Source organism: Spiroplasma sp. DGKH1, assembly GCF_040940205.1.
Lineage (GTDB): Bacteria > Bacillota_I > Bacilli_A > Mycoplasmatales > Mycoplasmataceae > Spiroplasma.
Genome location: NZ_JASTWG010000001.1, coordinates 305580 through 325425 on the forward strand (window position 1 = coordinate 305580; position 19846 = coordinate 325425).

At 32.8% G+C, this 19846-nt stretch carries 26 protein-coding genes and 2 tRNA genes; 1 reads left to right on the plus strand and 27 read right to left on the minus strand.

All coding sequences use genetic code 4. The annotated features are described in order from the left end of the window. Positions 1-14: 14 nt before the first annotated feature. The 13 genes from rplX to rpsJ form a co-directional block, all read right to left on the minus strand. The gene (rplX, locus tag QPK10_RS01380; RefSeq protein WP_368486255.1) at positions 15-335 is read right to left on the minus strand and encodes a 50S ribosomal protein L24; all 321 of its coding nucleotides are present in this window, start codon (positions 333-335) and stop codon (positions 15-17) included. A gap of 10 nt (positions 336-345) precedes the next feature. After that, a complete protein-coding gene (rplN, locus tag QPK10_RS01385) occupies positions 346-714 on the minus strand; it encodes a 50S ribosomal protein L14 (protein ID WP_368486256.1) in 369 nt (122 codons plus the stop codon). A 26-nt stretch (positions 715-740) separates the two neighbouring features. Further along, complete coding sequence (rpsQ, locus tag QPK10_RS01390; RefSeq protein ID WP_368486280.1) at positions 741-1001, minus strand: 30S ribosomal protein S17; 261 nt, start codon at positions 999-1001, stop codon at positions 741-743. Further along, entirely contained in the window at positions 998-2005 is a 1008-nt protein-coding gene (rpmC, locus tag QPK10_RS01395; RefSeq protein WP_368486257.1) for a 50S ribosomal protein L29, read from the minus strand. Before rpmC ends, rpsQ begins: the two co-directional genes overlap by 4 nt. Next, positions 2005-2418 (minus strand): 50S ribosomal protein L16, encoded by a 414-nt coding sequence (rplP, locus tag QPK10_RS01400; RefSeq protein ID WP_025317097.1) that lies wholly within the window; start codon positions 2416-2418, stop codon positions 2005-2007. The genes rpmC and rplP overlap by 1 nt, the downstream gene beginning before the upstream one ends. 3 nt (positions 2419-2421) lie before the next feature. Then, on the minus strand, positions 2422-3150 hold the full coding sequence (rpsC, locus tag QPK10_RS01405) for a 30S ribosomal protein S3 (RefSeq protein WP_368486258.1): 729 nt from the start codon (positions 3148-3150) through the stop codon (positions 2422-2424). An 18-nt stretch (positions 3151-3168) separates the two neighbouring features. Next, a complete protein-coding gene (rplV, locus tag QPK10_RS01410) occupies positions 3169-3507 on the minus strand; it encodes a 50S ribosomal protein L22 (protein WP_368486259.1) in 339 nt (112 codons plus the stop codon). 25 nt (positions 3508-3532) lie between these two features. After that, positions 3533-3808: a 30S ribosomal protein S19 gene (rpsS, locus tag QPK10_RS01415; protein WP_025317094.1), complete on the minus strand. Its 276-nt coding sequence runs from the start codon at positions 3806-3808 to the stop codon at positions 3533-3535. Between the two features lie 107 nt (positions 3809-3915). Continuing rightward, positions 3916-4752: a 50S ribosomal protein L2 gene (rplB, locus tag QPK10_RS01420; RefSeq protein WP_368486260.1), complete on the minus strand. Its 837-nt coding sequence runs from the start codon at positions 4750-4752 to the stop codon at positions 3916-3918. A 49-nt stretch (positions 4753-4801) separates the two neighbouring features. Continuing rightward, positions 4802-5089, minus strand: coding sequence for a 50S ribosomal protein L23 (rplW, locus tag QPK10_RS01425; protein ID WP_025317092.1), 288 nt, complete (start codon positions 5087-5089; stop codon positions 4802-4804). Continuing rightward, positions 5089-5715, minus strand: coding sequence for a 50S ribosomal protein L4 (gene rplD / locus QPK10_RS01430; RefSeq protein ID WP_368486261.1), 627 nt, complete (start codon positions 5713-5715; stop codon positions 5089-5091). The genes rplW and rplD overlap by 1 nt, the downstream gene beginning before the upstream one ends. Before the next feature lie 21 nt (positions 5716-5736). Next, positions 5737-6525: a 50S ribosomal protein L3 gene (gene rplC, locus QPK10_RS01435; RefSeq protein WP_368486262.1), complete on the minus strand. Its 789-nt coding sequence runs from the start codon at positions 6523-6525 to the stop codon at positions 5737-5739. Between the two features lie 69 nt (positions 6526-6594). Beyond that, a complete protein-coding gene (gene rpsJ / locus QPK10_RS01440) occupies positions 6595-6900 on the minus strand; it encodes a 30S ribosomal protein S10 (protein WP_047791138.1) in 306 nt (101 codons plus the stop codon). Positions 6901-7162: 262 nt separating this feature from the next. Here rpsJ and QPK10_RS01445 point away from each other — a divergent pair, with 262 nt between their 5' ends. Then, complete coding sequence (locus QPK10_RS01445) at positions 7163-7639, plus strand: hypothetical protein (RefSeq protein ID WP_368486263.1); 477 nt, start codon at positions 7163-7165, stop codon at positions 7637-7639. 24 nt (positions 7640-7663) lie between these two features. Here the strand turns inward: QPK10_RS01445 and QPK10_RS01450 are convergent, their stop codons facing one another. The 14 genes from QPK10_RS01450 to QPK10_RS01515 all read right to left on the minus strand — a co-directional run bounded on the left by QPK10_RS01450 (position 7664) and on the right by QPK10_RS01515 (position 19799). After that, the gene (locus tag QPK10_RS01450; protein WP_368486264.1) at positions 7664-8131 is read right to left on the minus strand and encodes a 23S rRNA (pseudouridine(1915)-N(3))-methyltransferase RlmH; all 468 of its coding nucleotides are present in this window, start codon (positions 8129-8131) and stop codon (positions 7664-7666) included. A gap of 12 nt (positions 8132-8143) precedes the next feature. Further along, positions 8144-9295: a lipoprotein gene (locus QPK10_RS01455; protein ID WP_368486265.1), complete on the minus strand. Its 1152-nt coding sequence runs from the start codon at positions 9293-9295 to the stop codon at positions 8144-8146. A gap of 119 nt (positions 9296-9414) precedes the next feature. Next, the gene (gene dnaB / locus QPK10_RS01460) at positions 9415-10782 is read right to left on the minus strand and encodes a replicative DNA helicase (RefSeq protein ID WP_047791134.1); all 1368 of its coding nucleotides are present in this window, start codon (positions 10780-10782) and stop codon (positions 9415-9417) included. 2 nt (positions 10783-10784) lie between these two features. Beyond that, entirely contained in the window at positions 10785-11234 is a 450-nt protein-coding gene (rplI, locus tag QPK10_RS01465) for a 50S ribosomal protein L9 (RefSeq protein WP_368486267.1), read from the minus strand. A 70-nt stretch (positions 11235-11304) separates the two neighbouring features. After that, the gene (locus QPK10_RS01470; RefSeq protein ID WP_368486268.1) at positions 11305-12234 is read right to left on the minus strand and encodes a hypothetical protein; all 930 of its coding nucleotides are present in this window, start codon (positions 12232-12234) and stop codon (positions 11305-11307) included. 112 nt (positions 12235-12346) lie between these two features. Then, a complete protein-coding gene (gene feoB, locus QPK10_RS01475) occupies positions 12347-14365 on the minus strand; it encodes a ferrous iron transport protein B (RefSeq protein WP_368486269.1) in 2019 nt (672 codons plus the stop codon). Next, entirely contained in the window at positions 14352-14579 is a 228-nt protein-coding gene (locus QPK10_RS01480; protein ID WP_047791130.1) for a FeoA family protein, read from the minus strand. Before QPK10_RS01480 ends, feoB begins: the two co-directional genes overlap by 14 nt. 105 nt (positions 14580-14684) lie before the next feature. Beyond that, positions 14685-14760: transfer RNA gene (locus tag QPK10_RS01485), tRNA-Ala, on the minus strand. Positions 14761-14770: 10 nt separating this feature from the next. Next, a tRNA-Ile gene (locus tag QPK10_RS01490) sits at positions 14771-14847 on the minus strand. Positions 14848-14964: 117 nt separating this feature from the next. After that, positions 14965-16230 (minus strand): hypothetical protein, encoded by a 1266-nt coding sequence (locus tag QPK10_RS01495; protein ID WP_368486270.1) that lies wholly within the window; start codon positions 16228-16230, stop codon positions 14965-14967. Positions 16231-16310: 80 nt separating this feature from the next. Beyond that, positions 16311-17048: a tRNA pseudouridine(38-40) synthase TruA gene (gene truA / locus QPK10_RS01500; protein ID WP_368486271.1), complete on the minus strand. Its 738-nt coding sequence runs from the start codon at positions 17046-17048 to the stop codon at positions 16311-16313. A gap of 2 nt (positions 17049-17050) precedes the next feature. Next, positions 17051-18016: an energy-coupling factor transporter transmembrane protein EcfT gene (locus QPK10_RS01505; RefSeq protein WP_368486272.1), complete on the minus strand. Its 966-nt coding sequence runs from the start codon at positions 18014-18016 to the stop codon at positions 17051-17053. A 17-nt stretch (positions 18017-18033) separates the two neighbouring features. Beyond that, the gene (locus tag QPK10_RS01510; RefSeq protein ID WP_368486273.1) at positions 18034-18945 is read right to left on the minus strand and encodes an energy-coupling factor transporter ATPase; all 912 of its coding nucleotides are present in this window, start codon (positions 18943-18945) and stop codon (positions 18034-18036) included. Beyond that, positions 18933-19799 carry an energy-coupling factor transporter ATPase gene (locus QPK10_RS01515; protein WP_368486274.1) on the minus strand — a complete coding sequence of 289 codons (867 nt, stop codon included), beginning with the start codon at positions 19797-19799 and terminating at the stop codon, positions 18933-18935. Before QPK10_RS01515 ends, QPK10_RS01510 begins: the two co-directional genes overlap by 13 nt. Positions 19800-19846 lie beyond the last annotated feature (47 nt).

Sequence of the window (19846 nt, forward strand, 5' to 3'; positions counted from 1 at the left end):
TTGTTATTCCTTTCTTACGCCAAATGCGCTTTTGATTTACGAGCAATTCTTGTTTTTTTACCATTATCATTAATTTGGTAACTAATTTTTGTGGTTTCTTTTTTATTTTTTGGATCAATTAATGCAATATTTGAGATGTGAATTGAAGCAGGAACCGTTTGGATTCCTCCTTCGGTATTATCTTGCGAAGGTTTTACATGTTTAGTATTAGTAATTCCTTCAATTATAACGCGGTTTTTATCACGAATGATTTTCATAATTGGACCTTCAACACCTTTATGTTTTCCAGAAATAACTTTTACTAAGTCACCTTTTTTAAATTTTAATTTTATCATGGTATTCCTCCTATAGTACTTCTGGTGCTAACGAAGCAATCTTACTAAAGCCTGCTTCTTTAACTTCTCTGGCAATTGGACCAAAAATCCGTGTCCCTCTTGGTGTTTTATCATCCTTAATAATAACAACCGCGTTTTCTGAAAACCGAATGTGACTACCATCATTGCGGTGGAGTCCCCGTTTGGTACGAACAATTACCGCTTTAACAACTTGTCCTTTTTTAACAATTCCACCAGGAACAGCTTTTTTAATAGTACATACAACAATATCACCTATATTAGTAAACTTACGAAATGAACCACCTAAGTTTTTAATAACTAAAACTTCTTTTGCTCCGGAATTATCAGCAACTTTTAATCTAGACTCTTGTTGGATCATTATTTCTTCCTCACAGTTTTCCGATCTTAACCAATTGCTTTTTCGATCACGGCAATTAAACGAAAACGTTTAACTTTTGACAGTGGTCTTGTTTCCATAATGCTTACTTTATCTCCGATGTGAGCTTCGTTTTGTTCATCATGGGCTAAATATTTTTTTGAATATTTAACGCGTTTACCATATAGAGGGTGGTTTTTGTATGTTTCAACAAGAACGGCAATTGTTTTATCAGATTTATCTGAAACTACTCGTCCTTGTAAAATTTTACGACGATTTCTTTCCATTATTTTGTTGTTCCTTTCTTAGTAGTTGTTTTTTTGGCAGTTTCGCTAGTAGCACTAACTTTTTTAGTTGTTGCTTTGGCGATTTTATCACGGTTTTCTTCTCAGTTGGCCCCATATGTATATTCTTTCGCATTAGGGTCTTTTTGTTTAGTACTGATGTCAATTTTAACACCAGTTCCTTTTCCTTTTGCCGTTCCGGCTGCTAATGTACTTTTCATTTCAGCTAGTTTAGCCTTGGCATCTTTTTCAACTTTCGCCTTAACTTCCCCAGTTCCCTTCGCAGTTTTTGGTCCTAATTTTTCGACTTCAATTTCTGCTTTGGCACTAGTTACTGATTTAACCGTAACTGTTGCTGGTTTGGCTGGTTTCGGTGTTGTTGCTTTGGCTTTGGCAACTTTTTCTGCTTCATTTTTAGCGATTAAACTTTTCAAAGCATCATCTTTTGGTGTTGATGGTGCTGGTTTAGTTGCTGGTTTCGAAGCTGCTTTTGGTGCTGGTGCTTTTGCAGAAGCTGCTTTTTCAGCAACCGGTTTTTTTGGTGCCGGTTTTTTAGCTGTTGGTTTAGCAGCTGTTGGTGGTGTTGCTTTCGCCGGTGCTTCGTTGGCAACTGATTCGCTAACTTCGTCATTAGCATCAAGCATTGCTTCATCAAGTGGTAAATCCATCAATGAAGAGAAATCATTTTCTTTTGCCTCTTGATCAGCCATCATTTTTTCAATTTTGGCTTTTCGTTCTTTGGCAAAAGCTTGTGATTCTTTTTCAATTTTGGCATATGTTTCTTTTAAATCAATTTTAACGTTAATTTGGGTATTTTCTCCAGCAATCCGGCGTTGACTAATAATAGTTAAAATGCGAGCAATTTGTTTTCTTAGTAAACTGATACGGTGGGGTTTTTCTAAGTTTCCCATTGCCGCTTGGAATTTTAAAGCAAATAATTCTGCTCGTGATTCTTCCTCTAGTTTTTTTAACTCTTCAGTTGATTTTTTTAATAACTCACTATTCAACATTATTCTTCACCTCTTTTAACGATTTTACAACGCACTGGTAATTTGTGCATTGCTAAACGTAACGCTTCTCTTGCTGTTTCTTCATCAACACCAGCGACTTCAAACATAATAGTTCCAGTCTTAACAACTGCTACTCAGTCTTCTGGTGCTCCTTTCCCACTTCCCATCCGCACTTCTAATGGTTTTTTAGTTTTTGCCATGTGGGGAAAGATTCTAATTCATACTTTTCCTCAACGTTTCATATAACGTGTCATTGCAATCCGCGCCGCTTCAATTTGACGGTTAGTAACTCAAGCTCCATCTAATGATTGTAAACCATATTCTCCAAAGTCAACTTTGGTATTTCCTTTAGCTTTTCCTTCATAACTAATTCGGTGGGGACGACGATATTTTGTTCTTTTTGGTATTAACATAAACTATTTCGCCTCCTTATCCCTGTTAAAAGGTTTTTTGTTAAAGTCTTTTTTTTCTCATTTTGGTTTTTCATCCGTATATGAAACTAGTTGGTTTCCTAAGATTTCACCTTTACAAATTCATACTTTAACCCCAATTTGTCCATAAGTTGTTAAAGCTTCTGCAAGCGCATAATCAATATCACTTCTTAGGGTTGCTAATGGTACGATTCCTTCCGAATATCCTTCGGTACGAGCCATATCAACTCCCCCTAGACGACCTGAAACTGATGTTTTAATTCCTTTGGCTCCGGCTTTCATGGCCTTACGAATTGCTAATTTTTGGACAGTTCTAAATGATGCCCGGTTAACAATTTGTTCAGCAATCGTATTAGCAACTAATTGTGCATCAATGTCAGGGTTTTTAATTTCAACCACATTAATTTTAATTTCCATTTTGCGATCATGAATTGTTTTGCGAATTAATTTAACTAATTCGGGAATGTTTTTTCCTTCTTGTCCTAATACCACACCAACTCGAGCAGTTCTAATAAAGATAACGATTTCTTTTTTAGTTCTTTCGATTTCAATTTTAGAAACACTAGCATTTTTTAATTTTTGCATTAGTGCTTTTCTAATTTTGATATCTTGGTGTAATCAATTCACGAAATCTTGTTTTTCAGCGTATCAACGTGAATCTCATGTTTTGATAACTCCAACTCGTAATCCGGTTGGACTAACTTTTTGACCCATATTTGTTATCTTCCTTTCTTATTGTGCTCCATCACTAACAGTAATTGTGATGTGACTAGTTCTCTTTAAAATTTCATATGCTCTTCCGTGGGCACGGGGACGGAAACGTTTTAATGTTGGTCCTTCGTTAACGAAGATTTCTTTAATAAATAATTTATCAGCGTCTAAGCCGTTATTATTAACAGCATTGGCAACTGCTGATTTAACCAGTTTTTTAACTGGAACTGATGATTTTTTATTTGTGTTATCTAGAATGACAATTGCTTCTCCAACTTTTTTATTTCGAATTAAATCGGCAACCAAACGAACTTTACGGGGTGAAATTCTAATCATTCTTAAGTGTGCTTGTACATTCATTTATATATATCTCACTTTCTAATAATTATTTTTTCTTTTTCTTGTCATCCCCATGACCACCGAATTTTCTTGTCGGAGAGAATTCCCCTAATTTATGACCAACCATATCTTCAGTAACATAAACTGGAATATGTTCTTTTCCGTTATGTACCGCAAAGGTGTGACCAATAAATTCTGGGAAAATTGTACTTCTTCTAGATCACGTTTTAATAACTTCTTTTTTACTATTTGCATTTAAAGCTTCTACTTTTTTTAGTAAATGTTCATCAACAAATGGTCCTTTTTTTAGACTTCGTGACATCGGCATTTACCTCCTTCTTTTCTAAATAACTTTTTTAATTAAATGTGATGTTTACTATCTTAGGCTTTACAAAATTAAGTAGTGACCATCAAAACAATTTAATTAAACTATTTAGGACGGCGACGGACAATCAATTTTGTAGAAGCTTTTTTCTGGTTACGAGTTTTAACACCCAAGGCTTTTTTCCCTCATGGTGTCATTGGTGCTTTCCGACCAACAGGAGCTTTTCCTTCTCCCCCCCCATGTGGGTGGTCATTTGGGTTCATAACTGATCCCCGTACAGTGGGACGAATTCCCCGTCAACGGTTACGACCAGCTTTTCCTCAGTTAACTAAAGCATAGTCTTCGTTCCCCACTTCACCAACTGTGGCGCGACATTCCGCTAACACTTTGCGAACTTCTCCTGATGTTAAACGCAAAGTAACATACTTACCATCTTCATCTTTCCCTAAGATTTGGACTGATGAACCGGCTGAGCGGGCCATTTGGCCACCTTTTCCGGGACGTAGTTCAATGTTATGCACTAAAGTTCCCTCCGGAATGTTTTTTAATTTCATGTTGTTTCCAACTTTAATATCAACTTTTTCACCACTAATAATTTCCATTCCAACTTGAATGTTTTTGGGAGCTAAAATGTAGCGTTTTTCCCCATCCACATAATGTACTAATGAAATGAAAGCATTACGGTTAGGATCATATTCAATTGAGGCAATTTTTCCAACAACATTATCTTTGTTGCGTTTAAAGTCAACAAGACGATATTTTGTTTTATGCCCACCACCATGGTGTCTAGTAGTAATAACCCCTTGGTTATTCCGTCCACCACGTTTTTTTAATGGCTGTAATAATGACTTTTCTGGTTTATCAGTTGTTAAGACTGAATAATCCAGCGTTGTCATATTTCGCCGACCATTAGTAACTGGTTTATAACTTTTAATTGGCATTTGTATTTATCCTCCTTAAGCCAAATATCCAGATAGTTGTATCCTGGAACTATTTATCTTCTCCTAATAAATCCAATGTTTCACCTGGTTTTAATTTGATGATGGCTCTTTTGGTATGAGTTGTTTCACCAACAAATTTTCCCATTCTTTTTTCTTTTGGATCATAGTTAATTACATTTACTTTTGCAACCTTTACTTCAAAGATTTTTTCAAAAGCTTTTTTGATTTGTACTTTATTAGCACCACGCGCAACTTCGAATGTGTACACACCTTGCGCCATATTGTTATATGATTTTTCAGTTAAAATTGGTTTCTTAATAACATTTGTAATATGCATTATGCGTACACCTCCTCAATTGTTTTAATAACTTCTTCAGTAACTAATAATTTATTCGCATTTAATAAGTCATAAATATTGATTCCATCGCTCGGAATAATATTTACTTTTTCAATATTACGAGATGATTTTACAATAACTTCATCTCCTGGTTTTGTTACAATTAATAACTTTTCATTATTAACTTTTAAGTTGGCTAGAATTTCAACCATTGTTTTAGTTGATGGCTCATTTAGGGCAAATTGGTCAACGATAACTAAATTGCTTTCTTTTACTTTTAATGATAATGCTGATTTAATCGCTAGTTTTCTAACTTTCCGATTAACATGCTTAATATAGTTTTTATCGGGAGTTGGTCCAAATACAATTCCCCCACCTTTTCATTGGGGTGCTCTAATTGAACCTTGACGAGCACGACCAGTACCTTTTTGTCGTCATGGTTTTCTTCCCCCACCAGATACTTCAGTTCTTGTTTTAACTTTGTGTGTTCCCTGACGCATTGCTGATTGTTGGGCAACCACAGCATCATACATTGCTTGTTGGTGCGGTTCAATTCCTCAAATAGCATCATTTAGGTTAATTTCTTTAACACTAGTTCCTTTAGTATCAAATACTTGTACTTTCATGTTTCTTATTTTCCTTCCACACTATTTAGCTTCTTCACTAGCGGGCTCCGAAACAACGGGTGCTGTTGGTGTTTCAACAGTTTGGTTATCTTCAACTGGGGCTGCTGGTGCAGGTGCTTGTTCTTCTTTTACTTCAACTTTTGGTTCTGGTTTAACAGTTCTCACTAAGAGTTCGGTTGGTGTATTTGGGGTTAATCCCTTAATTGCTTCTTTAACAATAACAACTTGTTTTTTTGGACCAGGAATTGATCCCTTAACTAATAAAGCATTTTTTTCAACATCAATTGCAATAATTTCTAAGTTTTGGATTGTTACTTGTTCAGCTCCCATATGCCCTGGCATTTTTTTTGATTTTAAAATGCGGTTAGGGGCAATCGCTCCCATTGATCCAACGCCACGATGATACCCTGAACCATGTCCCATTGGACCTCGTGAATAATTATGTCTTTTAATTGAACCAGTAAATCCTTTTCCTTTTGAAATTCCGGTCACATCAACGAATTCCCCAGCAGTAAAGATGTCAGCTTTAATAATATCACCGGTCTGATAACCGTTCATATTTCTGATTTCTTTTACGAAGCGCTTAGGTGTTGTGTTTGCCTTTTTGAATTGACCTTGATCTGGTTTTGAAACAAGGTTAACTCTTTTATCTTCAACAGCTAGTTGTAATGCGTCATAACCTTGTTTTTCTTTTGTTAAAACTTGTAAAACAACGTTAGGTTGAACTTCAACTACTGTAACTGGTACTAACCGTCCGTCTGTTGCAAAGACTTGGGTCATCCCAATTTTACGTCCTAAGATTCCTTTCATTTCTTTTCCTCCTTGAAAATGCGTCATGTATATCTTTAATATAATTTACAAAGAATATTTTAAAGCTAATTACTTCATTTCAATTTCAACCCCACTAGGTAGTTGTACTCTAGTTAAGGTATCCATCACTTTAGCGCTTGGATTGATAATATCAATTACTCTTTTATGGGTTCTTCTCTCAAATTGTTCACGTGAATCTTTATATTTGTGAGTAGCACGAATAATTGTAATAATTTCTTTATCAGTTGGTAAAGGAATTGGTCCTTTAACTTCTGCGCCAGCAGCTTGCGCTGCTTCAATGATTTTAGAAATTGATTGGTCCACTACACGGTGGTCGTAACCTTTTAATTTTATTCTCATTTTTGTCTGAGCCATAAATTCTCCTCCTAATTTTATTATACTTTTTGCTGAACCATTGACAACAGTTATCAGTGTATCATTGATAGACCACAACAATTCGCATAAAATATACATGCTACTAAATTGTATTGAATTATAATAAATATTGCAAGGGTTTTCTGACAAAAAATGAATTTTTTTTAGAAATAAACCACTCGTTGTAATTATAAGATATAATTAAAATAATAATGAAATATAGTATATATGGTAAGAGTTAGAACATAAGGATGGATGATAAATGGGGAGAAAACCAGCAGCAAATAAACAAGCGGTTAATTTAACAGCCGATAATCGCTACCAAAGGATTCAGCAATTTAAATTAGAATCACGGCGCTTTCAAGATGAAAATTTACAGCGAAAACTTTCCCGGGACCATGAAATTAATAAACGTCCCCGCCATAAAGTTGTTCGCGATCCCAAAAAAACTATTGATAAAAACAATCCAATGTATAAAATCTTATTAAATGCCCAGAAAAAAAATAATGAACTAAAAAAAGCAGCTTATAAAACAGATGATCCCAACTATATTGATATTAATCATATGACGGTTGCTGATCGAGTAAAAATCATTAAATTAGCAAAACAAAAAAATAATAAAATCTATCGACAATTATTAATGGAAAAATCAACCACGGGATTATCAGAACTAGCCCGCCAACGAAAGCGAGAATTAATGGCGGCTAATATGAAAAATTGAAAAACAAAGAAAAAATAGGTTTTTAATAAAAATTAACCTATTTTATTTATGGTATTTTTCATTATTAATAATTTTAAACGAACGATAAATTTGTTCTAATAAAATTAACCGGCATAATTGGTGGGGTAAAGTAATTAATCCTAAACTAAGGCGATAATTAACTTTCGGGAGTAAATCATAGTCAAGCCCATCACTACCCCCAATAATAAATGCTAGTTTAGCATTTTGGAAATCTTTAACTTCTTGAATTAAATTTGCTAATTGTAAACTAGTCATTTGCTTGCCATTAATGTCTAATAAAACTTTGACATATTCATGATAATTACTTAGCTTATCGCTCACAAGAGCAGTTTGGGCTTTAATATTTTTAGCAACATCAAATTGACTAATTTCTTTTAATTCAATAATTTCAATTTTACTATAATGCTTAATCCGGGTTAGAAATAAATCATTACCTTCGATTAAATAATTTTTATCTAATGTGCCAACAACAATAATTTTAATATCCACCGGAAAGTGTTACTAATGATTATACTTAATTGAATTTGGATCAATTGTTCACATTAGATCAGGAATTGAATAATTAGAACTGCGGACTTTAAAGACCCCATTCGAACCAACTTTACTTGCATCTTCTGGTTTAATTGGATTGACAGGATCACCTTTATTAACAAATCCTTGGGCTAACGTAACTTTATCTGCAAACGGAATTGGCATTTTAACACGGTATTGGTGATAATCATCATCTTGATAAGCACTAGTATTTGCTAAATCATAGAAGTTATAGCCAACAAAAAATCATTGGTGACCATATGCTTTAGCATCATCTTTACTATTCGGATCACGATATGATAAATAGTTAATAACCCCCGTTACATGTTGAACTGTTGATTTAAAAGTATATATATTATTTTGATTTGTAAACTCAAAAGTAAAAGTAAGACTTGGGATTTCAACTAAAACATATCTTGTTGATTGTAATACTTTATCATTTGAAGCATCTTTTGCTTGGGTATTAAAATTATTAGCAGGAGTATTTAACCAATCAACCACTTGTTTAATTGGAGTTAATACATTTAATGAATCTTTTGTGACAATAATATCAGCGGCATTTTTGCTAACATAATTTTTATCTGTGGTTTTTTCATAATTACTTGTTTTTTGGACAATTTGTTTTGGATTTGACCCATAAATTGTAACATCTGGATTATCAGTATTCACTAAGGCAACTTGAGTATAGAAGGAATCAGCTGTCGTTGAATAATTATTAAAGAATGATTCTCATGCTGTTTTTGCATCGCCAGTTGCTGAGGAAATTAGCTTATCTTTTTGGGCTTTTAAACCACTATTAATTTGGTCTTTACTTCATTTGGCACCTTTTTGACCCCCACTATTATCGTCAGTTAAATTAAGACCATATAAGAATGGTAACGCAATGTTCGTTTGTAAACTTACTGTTCCCCCGTTTAAACTATACTGAGTATCAGCAGTTGATGAATATGGATCAAGCACTCCCTCAGTTTCACTTGCTGTTGGGTTATGATCAAATCCTTTATCACCATTATAGATAAACATTGGCAATAATTGCCCATCCCCGGCCTTACATGCTATTAAAGAAGAAGCTGATGTTGTTATTAAGGTCGCTACTGTAAAAATTGATAATAATTTACGCATTTAAAATTCTTCTCCTCCTAAGTAAATCTTTCTTTAATAATCATACTTTATTTTATTTTTAATAGCAAATAAAATAATTAAAATTAATAGATTTATCCCTAATAATTTCTGCAATTTAATTATTTTTGAAAACCAAAGTTGGCAAATGAACCATGTTTTTTAACAAACAATAAGTCCACTGATCCCGTTGGGCCATTTCGGTGCTTTGAAAGAATTAACTGGGCTTTTTCAGTTTCATTAAAGTTATTATCTTCATTTCAGTTTTCATGAGCACTATAATATTCTTCACGATATAAAAACATAATGATATCAGCATCTTGTTCGATCGCTCCCGAATCTCTTAAATCGGACATAATTGGCCGTTTATCTTCTCGTTTTTCAACTGAACGAGATAACTGTGATAAACAAACAATCGGAACTTCTAATTCCCGAGCCAGGGCTTTTAACTGGCGAGAAATGGTTGATACTTCTTGTTGACGTGAATCACCAAAATGCAAACCAGTACTTAATAATTGTAGATAATCAATTACAACTAACGAAACTTTGTTTTCACGGCATAGTTTTCGTAATTTTGATTGTAATTCAATTACTTTTAAACCTGGCGTATCATCAATAAATAATTTTGCTTTTTTTAATGCATCTCCTGCTTTGGTAATTTTTTTTCAATCTTCTTCCGTTAGCCCTTTTCCATTCCGGACTTTTGTGGAATCAACAGTTGAAATTGTTCCAATCATCCGTTGAATTAATTGTTCACTTGGCATTTCGACAGAAAAAATCGCAACGGCATCTTTTGTTTGGTGGGCACAATTAACAGCAAAATTTAACGCTAAAGCAGTTTTCCCCATCGAAGGACGGGCCGCTAAAATAACAAAATCACCCTTTTGAAAACCAGATGTCATTTTATCAAGATCTTTAAAACCACTGGGACTTCCCGTTAAAATTTCACCAGAGTTTTCTAACATTTCAATTTTTTGTAAAACTTTGTCAACTTCATCAAAAGAAGTCTTAAACAAGTTCCCTTTGCGTTCGCGTTTAACATCTAAAATTTCTTTTTCAGCTTTGCTGACCACTTCTTCAATTGGCTGGTGGGAATCAATCTCTTTGTTAATACCATCAATAACTGCTTTTAATCTGCGGGCGGTTGTATTTTTAATAATAATATCTAAATATTCATTAAGATTGGCATCAGTTGTATATGACTGGAATAAATCAGTTAAGTATTCAATTCCACCAATTTTATTTAACAAATTATCTTTTAACATTTGATTACTTAAAGTTGTAATATCAATGGCAATTTTATTAGCGAATAATTCATATAATGCTTTAAAGATTACTTTATAATTCATTGTGGTAAAATCTTCATCGGTTAAAAGCGCAAAAATTTCTTCAGCTCCCGCAATCGAGTGTGCGGCAATCGCTAAAACATTTTGCTCAGCATCCTTAATGACATTTATTTTTTGTAAATTTTCATTTGCTAATTCACTCATGGTTAGCTCTCCTTTTTGTCAACCATCACTTTTAAGGTTGCAATAATATCATGGTGTAATTTTATTTTTAAATAGTGCAAACCAATACTTGTTAAATTATGATTTTCAGTAAATTTCTTTTTATTAATTTTAATATTATATTCTTTGGCTAAGCGGTCCTCAATTTGAGTTAATGAAACCGAACCAAAAACTTTATTATCGTGGACTTTTAATTTAAAGTTTAAAGTTAAACTTTCTAACTGAGTTTTCAATTTTTGAAGCTCATTAATTTCTGCTTGTTCAACAGCTTTATTAGTAGCTAAGACTTCCTGTAATTTTTGTAAATTATGTTCAGTGGCGGGAATTGCTAGATGTTCTTTAATTAAAAAATTCTTGGCATAACCATCCGCAACATTAATAACATCATTTACTTTTCCTTTTCCTTTAACATCTTTTATTAAGATCACTTTCATTGATAATCACCTAAGTATGATTATATCGTAAAAATGCCAATAAAAAAATCAATATATAAATATATTGATCCTATTCCATTTCCAATAAATATAAACATAAGACTGCTTTTTTAAAAACTTTATCCATAACTTTTTCATAATCCTTATTTTCAACCGTAATGGCTGGGCGATATTCAGCATGGTTTAAAAAATTAAAGATTTCATATTCTAACTTTGGATTAAATTCTTTTAATTCCTCCCGCTTTTCATTTAGTAAGGGCAGGATTTTTTTCATTTGCACAATCTTTTCTTTAATGTTACCATTGTATGAAAAATATTCAGTAAAAATTTGTTCTTTATTAGGTGCTAAGTCATCACCATTTTCCTGAACATTTTTTTTGTGATGATGGCGAAAATTATTTACCTGTTTTTTGACACGGCTGTTACTGGGCGCATTATTTTGTGAGCCAAACTTATGAACATTCAAACCATTTACTGTTACTTGGTTAACTGTAATTCCAAACCATTCAATTAATTCAAAAATTCTCGTTGAATAGTTCATAAAAGCAATTGAACGATAGTTATTAATAGCAGTGATTGCTTTTTGTTCGGCTTCATCAACTGTTAAAACAACATTTAAAGTATATTCACAAAATCTTAACACATCAGAATCATCTTCAAATAATTCATCAATAATGTCATAGATCGCATCCTTACTTAAAGTTTCTGGTTTCTTTTTGGTTTTTTTATTGTGTTCCAGTTCAATATCATTTAACAAATCTAAACTATAAACTTCATTAATAGCCCCAATATCTAATAGTTTTTGGTTTTTATGTAAATCAATGTCAAAAAAACTCATTGCTTTTTCAACATTCATCCCAAATAATTTTATTGAAGCAGTATCAAGAGCTGTTTTAATATAAGGATCCCCAACCATCACAACTCAATCGGCCACAAGTTCTTTAAAATTCGTTAAAAAATAAGCATATTTCTCATTTTCATTTTTATCAAAAATTGACATAATTACTTCCCATCTATCAAAATTCTTTGACCTATCAATATCTTTTTCTATATAATTTTATCAAAAAAATTGCATTTTTACTATTAAATATGGTATTATTAATTACTATTTTTTAAATCAAAGGATAGAAGATTCAATAGCCAATTACACCAATTATATAGGCTGTTGCAAGTGAAAATAAGGCGTTAGATACTAACATTTTTCAGTTAGTTTCTTTTTTAATTACCGCCATTGTTGATAAACATGGAATATATAATAAGAAAAATAACATAAAACTAATCCCATTGGCTAAATTAAAGAACGAACTAATGGCAGTTTGACTGCCAAAGACAATAGTCATATTACTAATGGCTAGTTCTTTCGCTGGAAAGGCTAACAATAAACTAGTTGCCATTCGCCAGTCGTTTAATCCCAACGGCATAAATAAATAACTTAATCCCCGTCCAACATAGCCAATAAATGACTGATCAATCTGCTCATCGGTTAAAACACCGTGAATTCCTAAGTGACTAAATAATCATACAATAATACTTCCTAATAAAATAAATTTACCTGCCCGAATTAAAAAGGTTTTTAATTCAAGCCACATTAATTTAATAATTGTTAAAAAATCAGGAGTTCGTCATTTGGGAACTTCAATTAAAAATAAATTTGCTTTTTTGCGAAACATTGTTTTTGAAAATAATAACCCAATTAAGAGAGCTGTTAACCCACTAAAAATTTGTAAGATAAAAACAACTAGCCATGTGTTTTTAGTAAAAATCATTGATGCGACAAAGGCAAATACTGTTGCCCGGGCGGAACAAGAAATAAAGGGCGCAATAAAAATTGAAATAAATTTTTCTTTTTTATTAGTTGTACTACGCGCCATCATAATGGCAGGAACATTACATCCCATCCCAGAAATTAAATTAATGACACTCCGTCCTGATAACCCAAAGGGTGATAGTAACTGGTCAGTTAAAACTGAGACGCGGGCTAAATAACCACTTTGTTGAAATAATCCAACAAATAAAAATAAGATTAAAATATAAGGAATAAATGGTAGGACCGCAAACAGACCAGCTAAAATCCCATCACAAATGAGACCCGTTAAGAAAAGCGGAGCATTTGTGGCTAGCATTTTATCTTTAATGAGAGTTAATAGCAAATCATTAAATAAATAATCTAATTTTTCATTTAAAAAACCACCTGTGTAGGGGCCAAAGGTAATGTAGCATAAACCAACTAGGAGCAAAACAAAAATTGGAAGCCCAAAGGTACGCTTTAATAATAAATAGTCAACTTTTTCATGCCAATTTTTAATCTTATTTTTGGTTACTGCTAAAACAGAATTTTCTAACACAAAAATTTCTTGGTATAACTTTTTAATAAAATCAAAACGGACTTGGTAAATAACTTCCTGGTTGGCATTATTATTTTCAGCAGTTAATGCTAAAATTTCCTCGTAATTTTCCTGGTTATTTTTTAAATAATCAATGGCAATTTGGTTATTTTCTAATAGTTGAATTGCTAAAAACCGCTTTGACATTCCGCTAATTGTTAATTTTTCGGTAATTTGAGTAATTTTACTTTCAATATCATTACCATAATTTAATTTAAACGCATTCAAAGGACATGCTAATTCTTTTTGAACATTGTTTAATCCCTTATTAGTTTTCGCTACCGTTAACACAACTGGGCAAGTTAACATTTTTGCTAACTTATTGTTTAAAATTCGTTGGTTTTTTAACTCATCAACCATATTAATTGATAAAACTAATGGTTTTTGGGTTTCTAATAATTGAATGGTTAAATGCATATCACGTAAAAACGAATTAGCTCCTAAAACATTTAAAATACCACTAAAATCTGTTTTAAAAATAGTATTTAAAACAACATTATCATCATCACCACGGGCATTTAAATTATAAATTCCTGGTAAATCCATTAACTTCAAATCAGTTGTCTGTTTAATTTTACCAACCATTGGGGCGACTGTTGTTCGGTCAAAGTTTCCAATAATTGTAGTTTTATTTGTTAAATGATTAAAGAAAGTTGATTTACCAATATTAGGTGATCCCACTAATAAAAAGTAATTATTTTTATCTTTTTTCTTAGGGGATTTCACAGCTGAATTATGACACGACATATCTAACCTCAATATACTTCGCCTGGTCAATGTTAATTGCGTATTCAACATTATTGACTCTAATATGTAAAATTTTATTTTGATACTTAATAACTTCAATTTCTTGGTGCGGATAAATCCCAATTTGATGAATTTTATGTAAAAATTCATTTTCAATTAACGGATTAATTCTAACTACTGTTACCTTTTTCCCGCAATATTCTTTTCCTAACATATTTCCAACCTTCTTTTTGTCATTATTAATTATATCTTATTTTAAAATAAAAAAAGTAAATATTCCTATTTACCAACATTTTTTTATTTTAACATAACATATAAATGGTGGACCCGAACGGGATCGAACCGTCGACCCCCTGCGTGCAAGGCAGGTGCTCTCCCAGCTGAGCTACGGGCCCATTAAAAAAATGGTCGGGCTAAATGGACTTGAACCATCGACCTCACCCTTATCAGGGGTGCACTCTAACCAGCTGAGCTATAGCCCGAAAACCTTACTTATTATAACATTATCTTAATTAAAAAAACAAGTTAATTTCATTAAAAATGATAATTTTCTGCACTTTTTTAAAGAAAAAGGCTCCATCTTTATTATGATGGAACCTTTATTCAACAATTTGACTTAAGTCTTCAATATCAAAGTTATTTTCAGTTTTTCCTTTTTTTGCATTCTTTTTCGCTAACTTAGTTTGGAGTTTTTGTTGACGTTCTTCTTCTTTTTTTAACCGTTTTAATTCTTTTTTTGATAATCCTGCAGTTAATAAATCATTATCTAAGAAATTAATATAATCATTTGTGTAATCATCATTTAAGTAATCCTGGTTCTGATCTTCATTGCCATAATTTAAGTTATTTAAACTACCTTGTTGTTGAGCATTTTCATTTTCAACATAGCTATGATTTTCAACCTGCTCTGATGCTGAATTGGACACCACAGATGGTTGCGCACTTACTGTTTCTCCTCCGGATGCTGCACTTTCACTTTCTACTGGTGAGTTATTACTATCCTCATTAAGATTTTCATTTGTTAACTCCGAAGATTCTGGTTGCGAATAATTTGTAGAATTTTGGCCATTATTTTCCGAACTATTATTAACCTCGTACCCACGATAACCTTCATCATTAGAATGTGGTTGTGCTGAGGCATTCATAGCGGTCATATCCATATTTCCTAGCCCTTCACTATAACCCGGAGGCGCATACATTTCATTATTGTATGGATTAAAATTATTTTCATCAACATAGACTGGTGGATTAACAAATTCTTCTGTTATATATGGTTGTTGATAATTTTGCTCTTGGTGTTGTTGCAAATTTGATGGTTGCGATTGCGCCATCGTGGGCTGATAATTTGGTCCACTCGCTGAATTATTGTTATTATTATAACCCATTGCATTATTATTCATATTTCCATAAGCCACTGAACCATTATTTGATGGTGAATGATATCCTCTGGCAGGTTGTCCATGATATTGATGGTGATGGTGATCACCATGGTCATGACCATGACAGCGATGTTCACAAAAACTACCACAAGAACCATTACCTGGATACATCCCTGGAAATCCCATTGGATAAAATGGATACATCATTGGTGGTTGCTGAGCTGGCTGTTGAATAAAGAATACTTGTGGTGAAGAAGTTGGGGCCACTGGTGGCTGATACATTGGATAAGTTGGTGGCATTACTGGTTGGGCCACTGGTGGTTGTTGAAAAGGAACATAACCTGGATTTTGTGGTGTCTCTAAACTAGACATAAAAACTTCAGCATCCCGACGTGATCGAAATAATGCGACCTCATCATTTGCTGCTGATTTAACTAAAAATCCTTCTTCATTCGGAACAATATAAAAATTTGAATTTATACTCATAATATTTAGCACCCCATCACATTTTGATAAAAATGACCATAATTTCTATTTGTATATATTATATCATAATTCCCTATCTTTTAATAAGTAATCTTTACTAAACATAAACCATAGGGTTTGGCACAAAAACTTGTTTTTTTACTCCCTGGAAGGTTGGCTAACTGTGTTTTAATTTCCGCTAAACTAATTTTGCCTTCCGAGCACGCTAAAATATTTTGGACCATCATCCGAATTTGGTAACGAATAAATGCTTTGGCCTGAACATGAATTAAAATTTTATGTTGATCATTTCGTTCCACCCAAATTTTATTAATTGTTCGGATCGTATTAATATTTTCTCCTTTTTTAACCCCTGAAAAATTAAAAAAATCATGGGTTCCTACAAAAACTTGGGCAATTTGATTTAATTTATCAACATCTAAGGGTTTTGGATATTTTAATTCATAACGGCAATTAAAAATATCAACCACCCCATCATTGATTGTATAAACATATTCTTTCTCGAAAACATTGCGCACCCCAAAATTTTCATCTCGGATTTCATAATCTTTAATATTAATATCTAATGGTAACGAAGCACTAACAGTTTTGATAAAAAATCCGACATCTTTAGGAATGAACGGCAGTTTGACTAAAACCTTTTGATCGCAAGCATGAACTTGTTGATCGGTTTTACTTGCTCCTAGCATCCATAATTGTTGGTGGGAAACACGAAAAAATGCTTTTTCTAATTCGCCTTGAATTGTCGTAGCATTTTTTTGTTTTACTCAGCCATGATAATCATAACCATCATATTGTAAAGTTAATAGTAAATACATTATTATCATCCCATTACAAAATCATCAATGTGGGGAATCCGAAGCGGAATAAATCCGGTTTTAATTTTGCCAAAAACTCAGCCGGTACCTTCTCAATGTCAAACATTATAGAATGTTTCACTTGTCCCCATCGTAGCTCATTGGGCAATAACAACACTAGCAATTCCAGCGACAAAAACAAAGATAATAATATCTATAAAATTAATATGGTAATGGCGGTAGCGAGTCCGTTTGGCATGGGGATCATAACCACGCGCATCCATTGCATAAGCTAAATCCTCCGCCTTTTGAAAAGCTGACACTAATAATGGAATAATTAAAGATGTTGTTGATTTAATTTTATCTTTAAAATGGCCATTCTTAAAATCAACTCCCCGTGAAGCTTGGGCTTTCATAATTCGGCCCGCTTCTTCAATTAACGTTGGAATCATTCTTAGGGCAATTGAAATAATGGTTGATAAAATATGAACTGGAAACTTAACTAATTTTAATGGACTTAGTAAGTCTTCTAAAGCTAATGTTAAGTCTAATGGTTGGGTTGTGGCAGTTAAGATTGTTGTAATCATAATCATCAAGTAAATCCGGCAAGCCATATATAAAGCATTAAAAACCGCTTTTTCAGAAAAACAAAATCATCCTTTTCCCCCAGGAGCCGATGGCCCTAAGGCTTCTGCTTTTCCACCTCAGTGTCAGCCAATATAACCATTCGTAATTAAAAAACAGTTAATAATTAGTAACACGGTAAACATAAATAAAATTGGTTTTAATAAAGAAAAGAGCATTCGTGCTCGTAAATGAGCCATAAAGAAAATTGTTAACACTGTACATCCTAATAACACATAGCCCGTAAAACCAGTTGAAAAAAAGATTGAGGCCATCAATGCAATTAACATGAATAATTTAACACGAGGATCCATCCGATGAATCGGAGAATTATAAGCAATATAACGCCCAAATGATAATCTCATTGTTTACACAACCTTTCTTATTTCTTTTTCATTTTAACAATTTCTGCAGCTAATTGTGCCATGTTACGGATATCTTGGTTAGTTAAATCTAACCCTTTTTCTTGGAGTTTATAAATTAAATTATAAATTTTTGGTGGTTCAATTAATAATTCTTCTAATAATTCTTTATTGCGAAAAATATCAAAGGGAGTTCCAACTTTTAAAACTTTTCCTTCTTTCATCGCAATAACTTCATCAGCAATTTGAAGGACATGGTCCATATTGTGGGTCACAAGAATGATCCGTTTTTGTTGCTCTTTATTAATACGATTGAAAAGATCAATAAAATCTTCTTCTCCTTCCGGATCTAACCCAGCGGTCGGTTCATCTAAGATTAAGGTATTTCCTTCCATTGCTAAAATCCCAGCAATCGCAACTCTTCGTTTTTGCCCTCCGGATAAATCAAAGGGTGAACGTTCAAGATAACTTAAAGGTAAGCCTACCATTTCCAAATATTTTTTCGCATTTTCCCGGGCGACTTCTTTTTTTTCACCCAAATGAACTGGTCCAAACATAATATCTTTTTCAATTGTTTCTTCAAATAATTGATACTCTGGAAATTGGAAAACTAAACCAATGGTTTTCCGCAATTGTTTAATATTTTTAATTTTCTTTTGCTTAGCTTTAATAATAAAACCATTCGCATTAATTTCACCTGTGGTTGGAATTAATAAGCCGTTAATATGTTGAATTAAAGTTGATTTTCCACTTCCGGTGGAACCAATGATTGCAATAATTTTTCCCGGTGAAAGTGTTAAATTAATATTTTCTAGCGATTTAAATTCATACGGAGTTTTCGGCGCATAAACATGCGAAACATTGGTAAAAATAATGTCGCTACTTTCTAAATTTTTAACTTCATCATTTTTTTTATTTTTTATTTTTGACATATTTCATCCACCAACTCCTCTAAACTTAAGGTATTCTTAACACTTAACCCCGCGGCCTTTAAAGAATCAATCATCTTGGAAACAAACGGCACATCTAAATGAATTGAGCGTAAAAAATCTTCATCATATAAAATTTCTTCTGGTTTCCCAATCTTAACCATTTTTCCCTTATTCATTACAATAACCTTATCCGCGTTTAAAATTTCATCCATATCATGGGTAATTGAAATAATCGTTTTTTCACGAGTATTTTTTAAATCAACCATAATTTGTTTAACTTCTTTTTTCCCTTTGGGATCCAACATACTAGTTGCCTCATCAAAAATTAATATTTCGGGTTGTAAAGCTAACGCTGAGGCAATTGCCACCCGTTGTTTTTGACCCCCGGACAACATTAAGGGTTCATGGTTTAGAAAGTCTAGCATCCCAACTTGTTTTGCCACACGTTCAATAATTGGTTGCATTTCTGGTTGGGGAATCCGACGATTTTCTAAACCAAAAGCAATATCATCCCGAACAGTTGAACCAATAAACTGATTATCGGGATTTTGAAAAACAATTCCTAAAAATTTTCGAATCCCATTCATTTTTGAATTAGTCATCATATTTCCAAAAATTTCAACACTACCATTTTGGGGACGTAAAACACCAATAATAATTTTACTAATTGTTGATTTTCCACTCCCATTATGACCAATAATAGTTACATATTCACCATGGTTGATTTCAAAACTAACCCCATCAACAGCGTTAGGGTGATTTTCTCGATAACGAAATTCAATGTCTGTTAATTTCAATGAAACATTATTTAATTTTTCCAGTGTTATATCTACATTTTTTTTCTTTCTTGCCATTTTACTGATCACCTTAATATTTATTTTCTCCCCAAAATTTATAAATT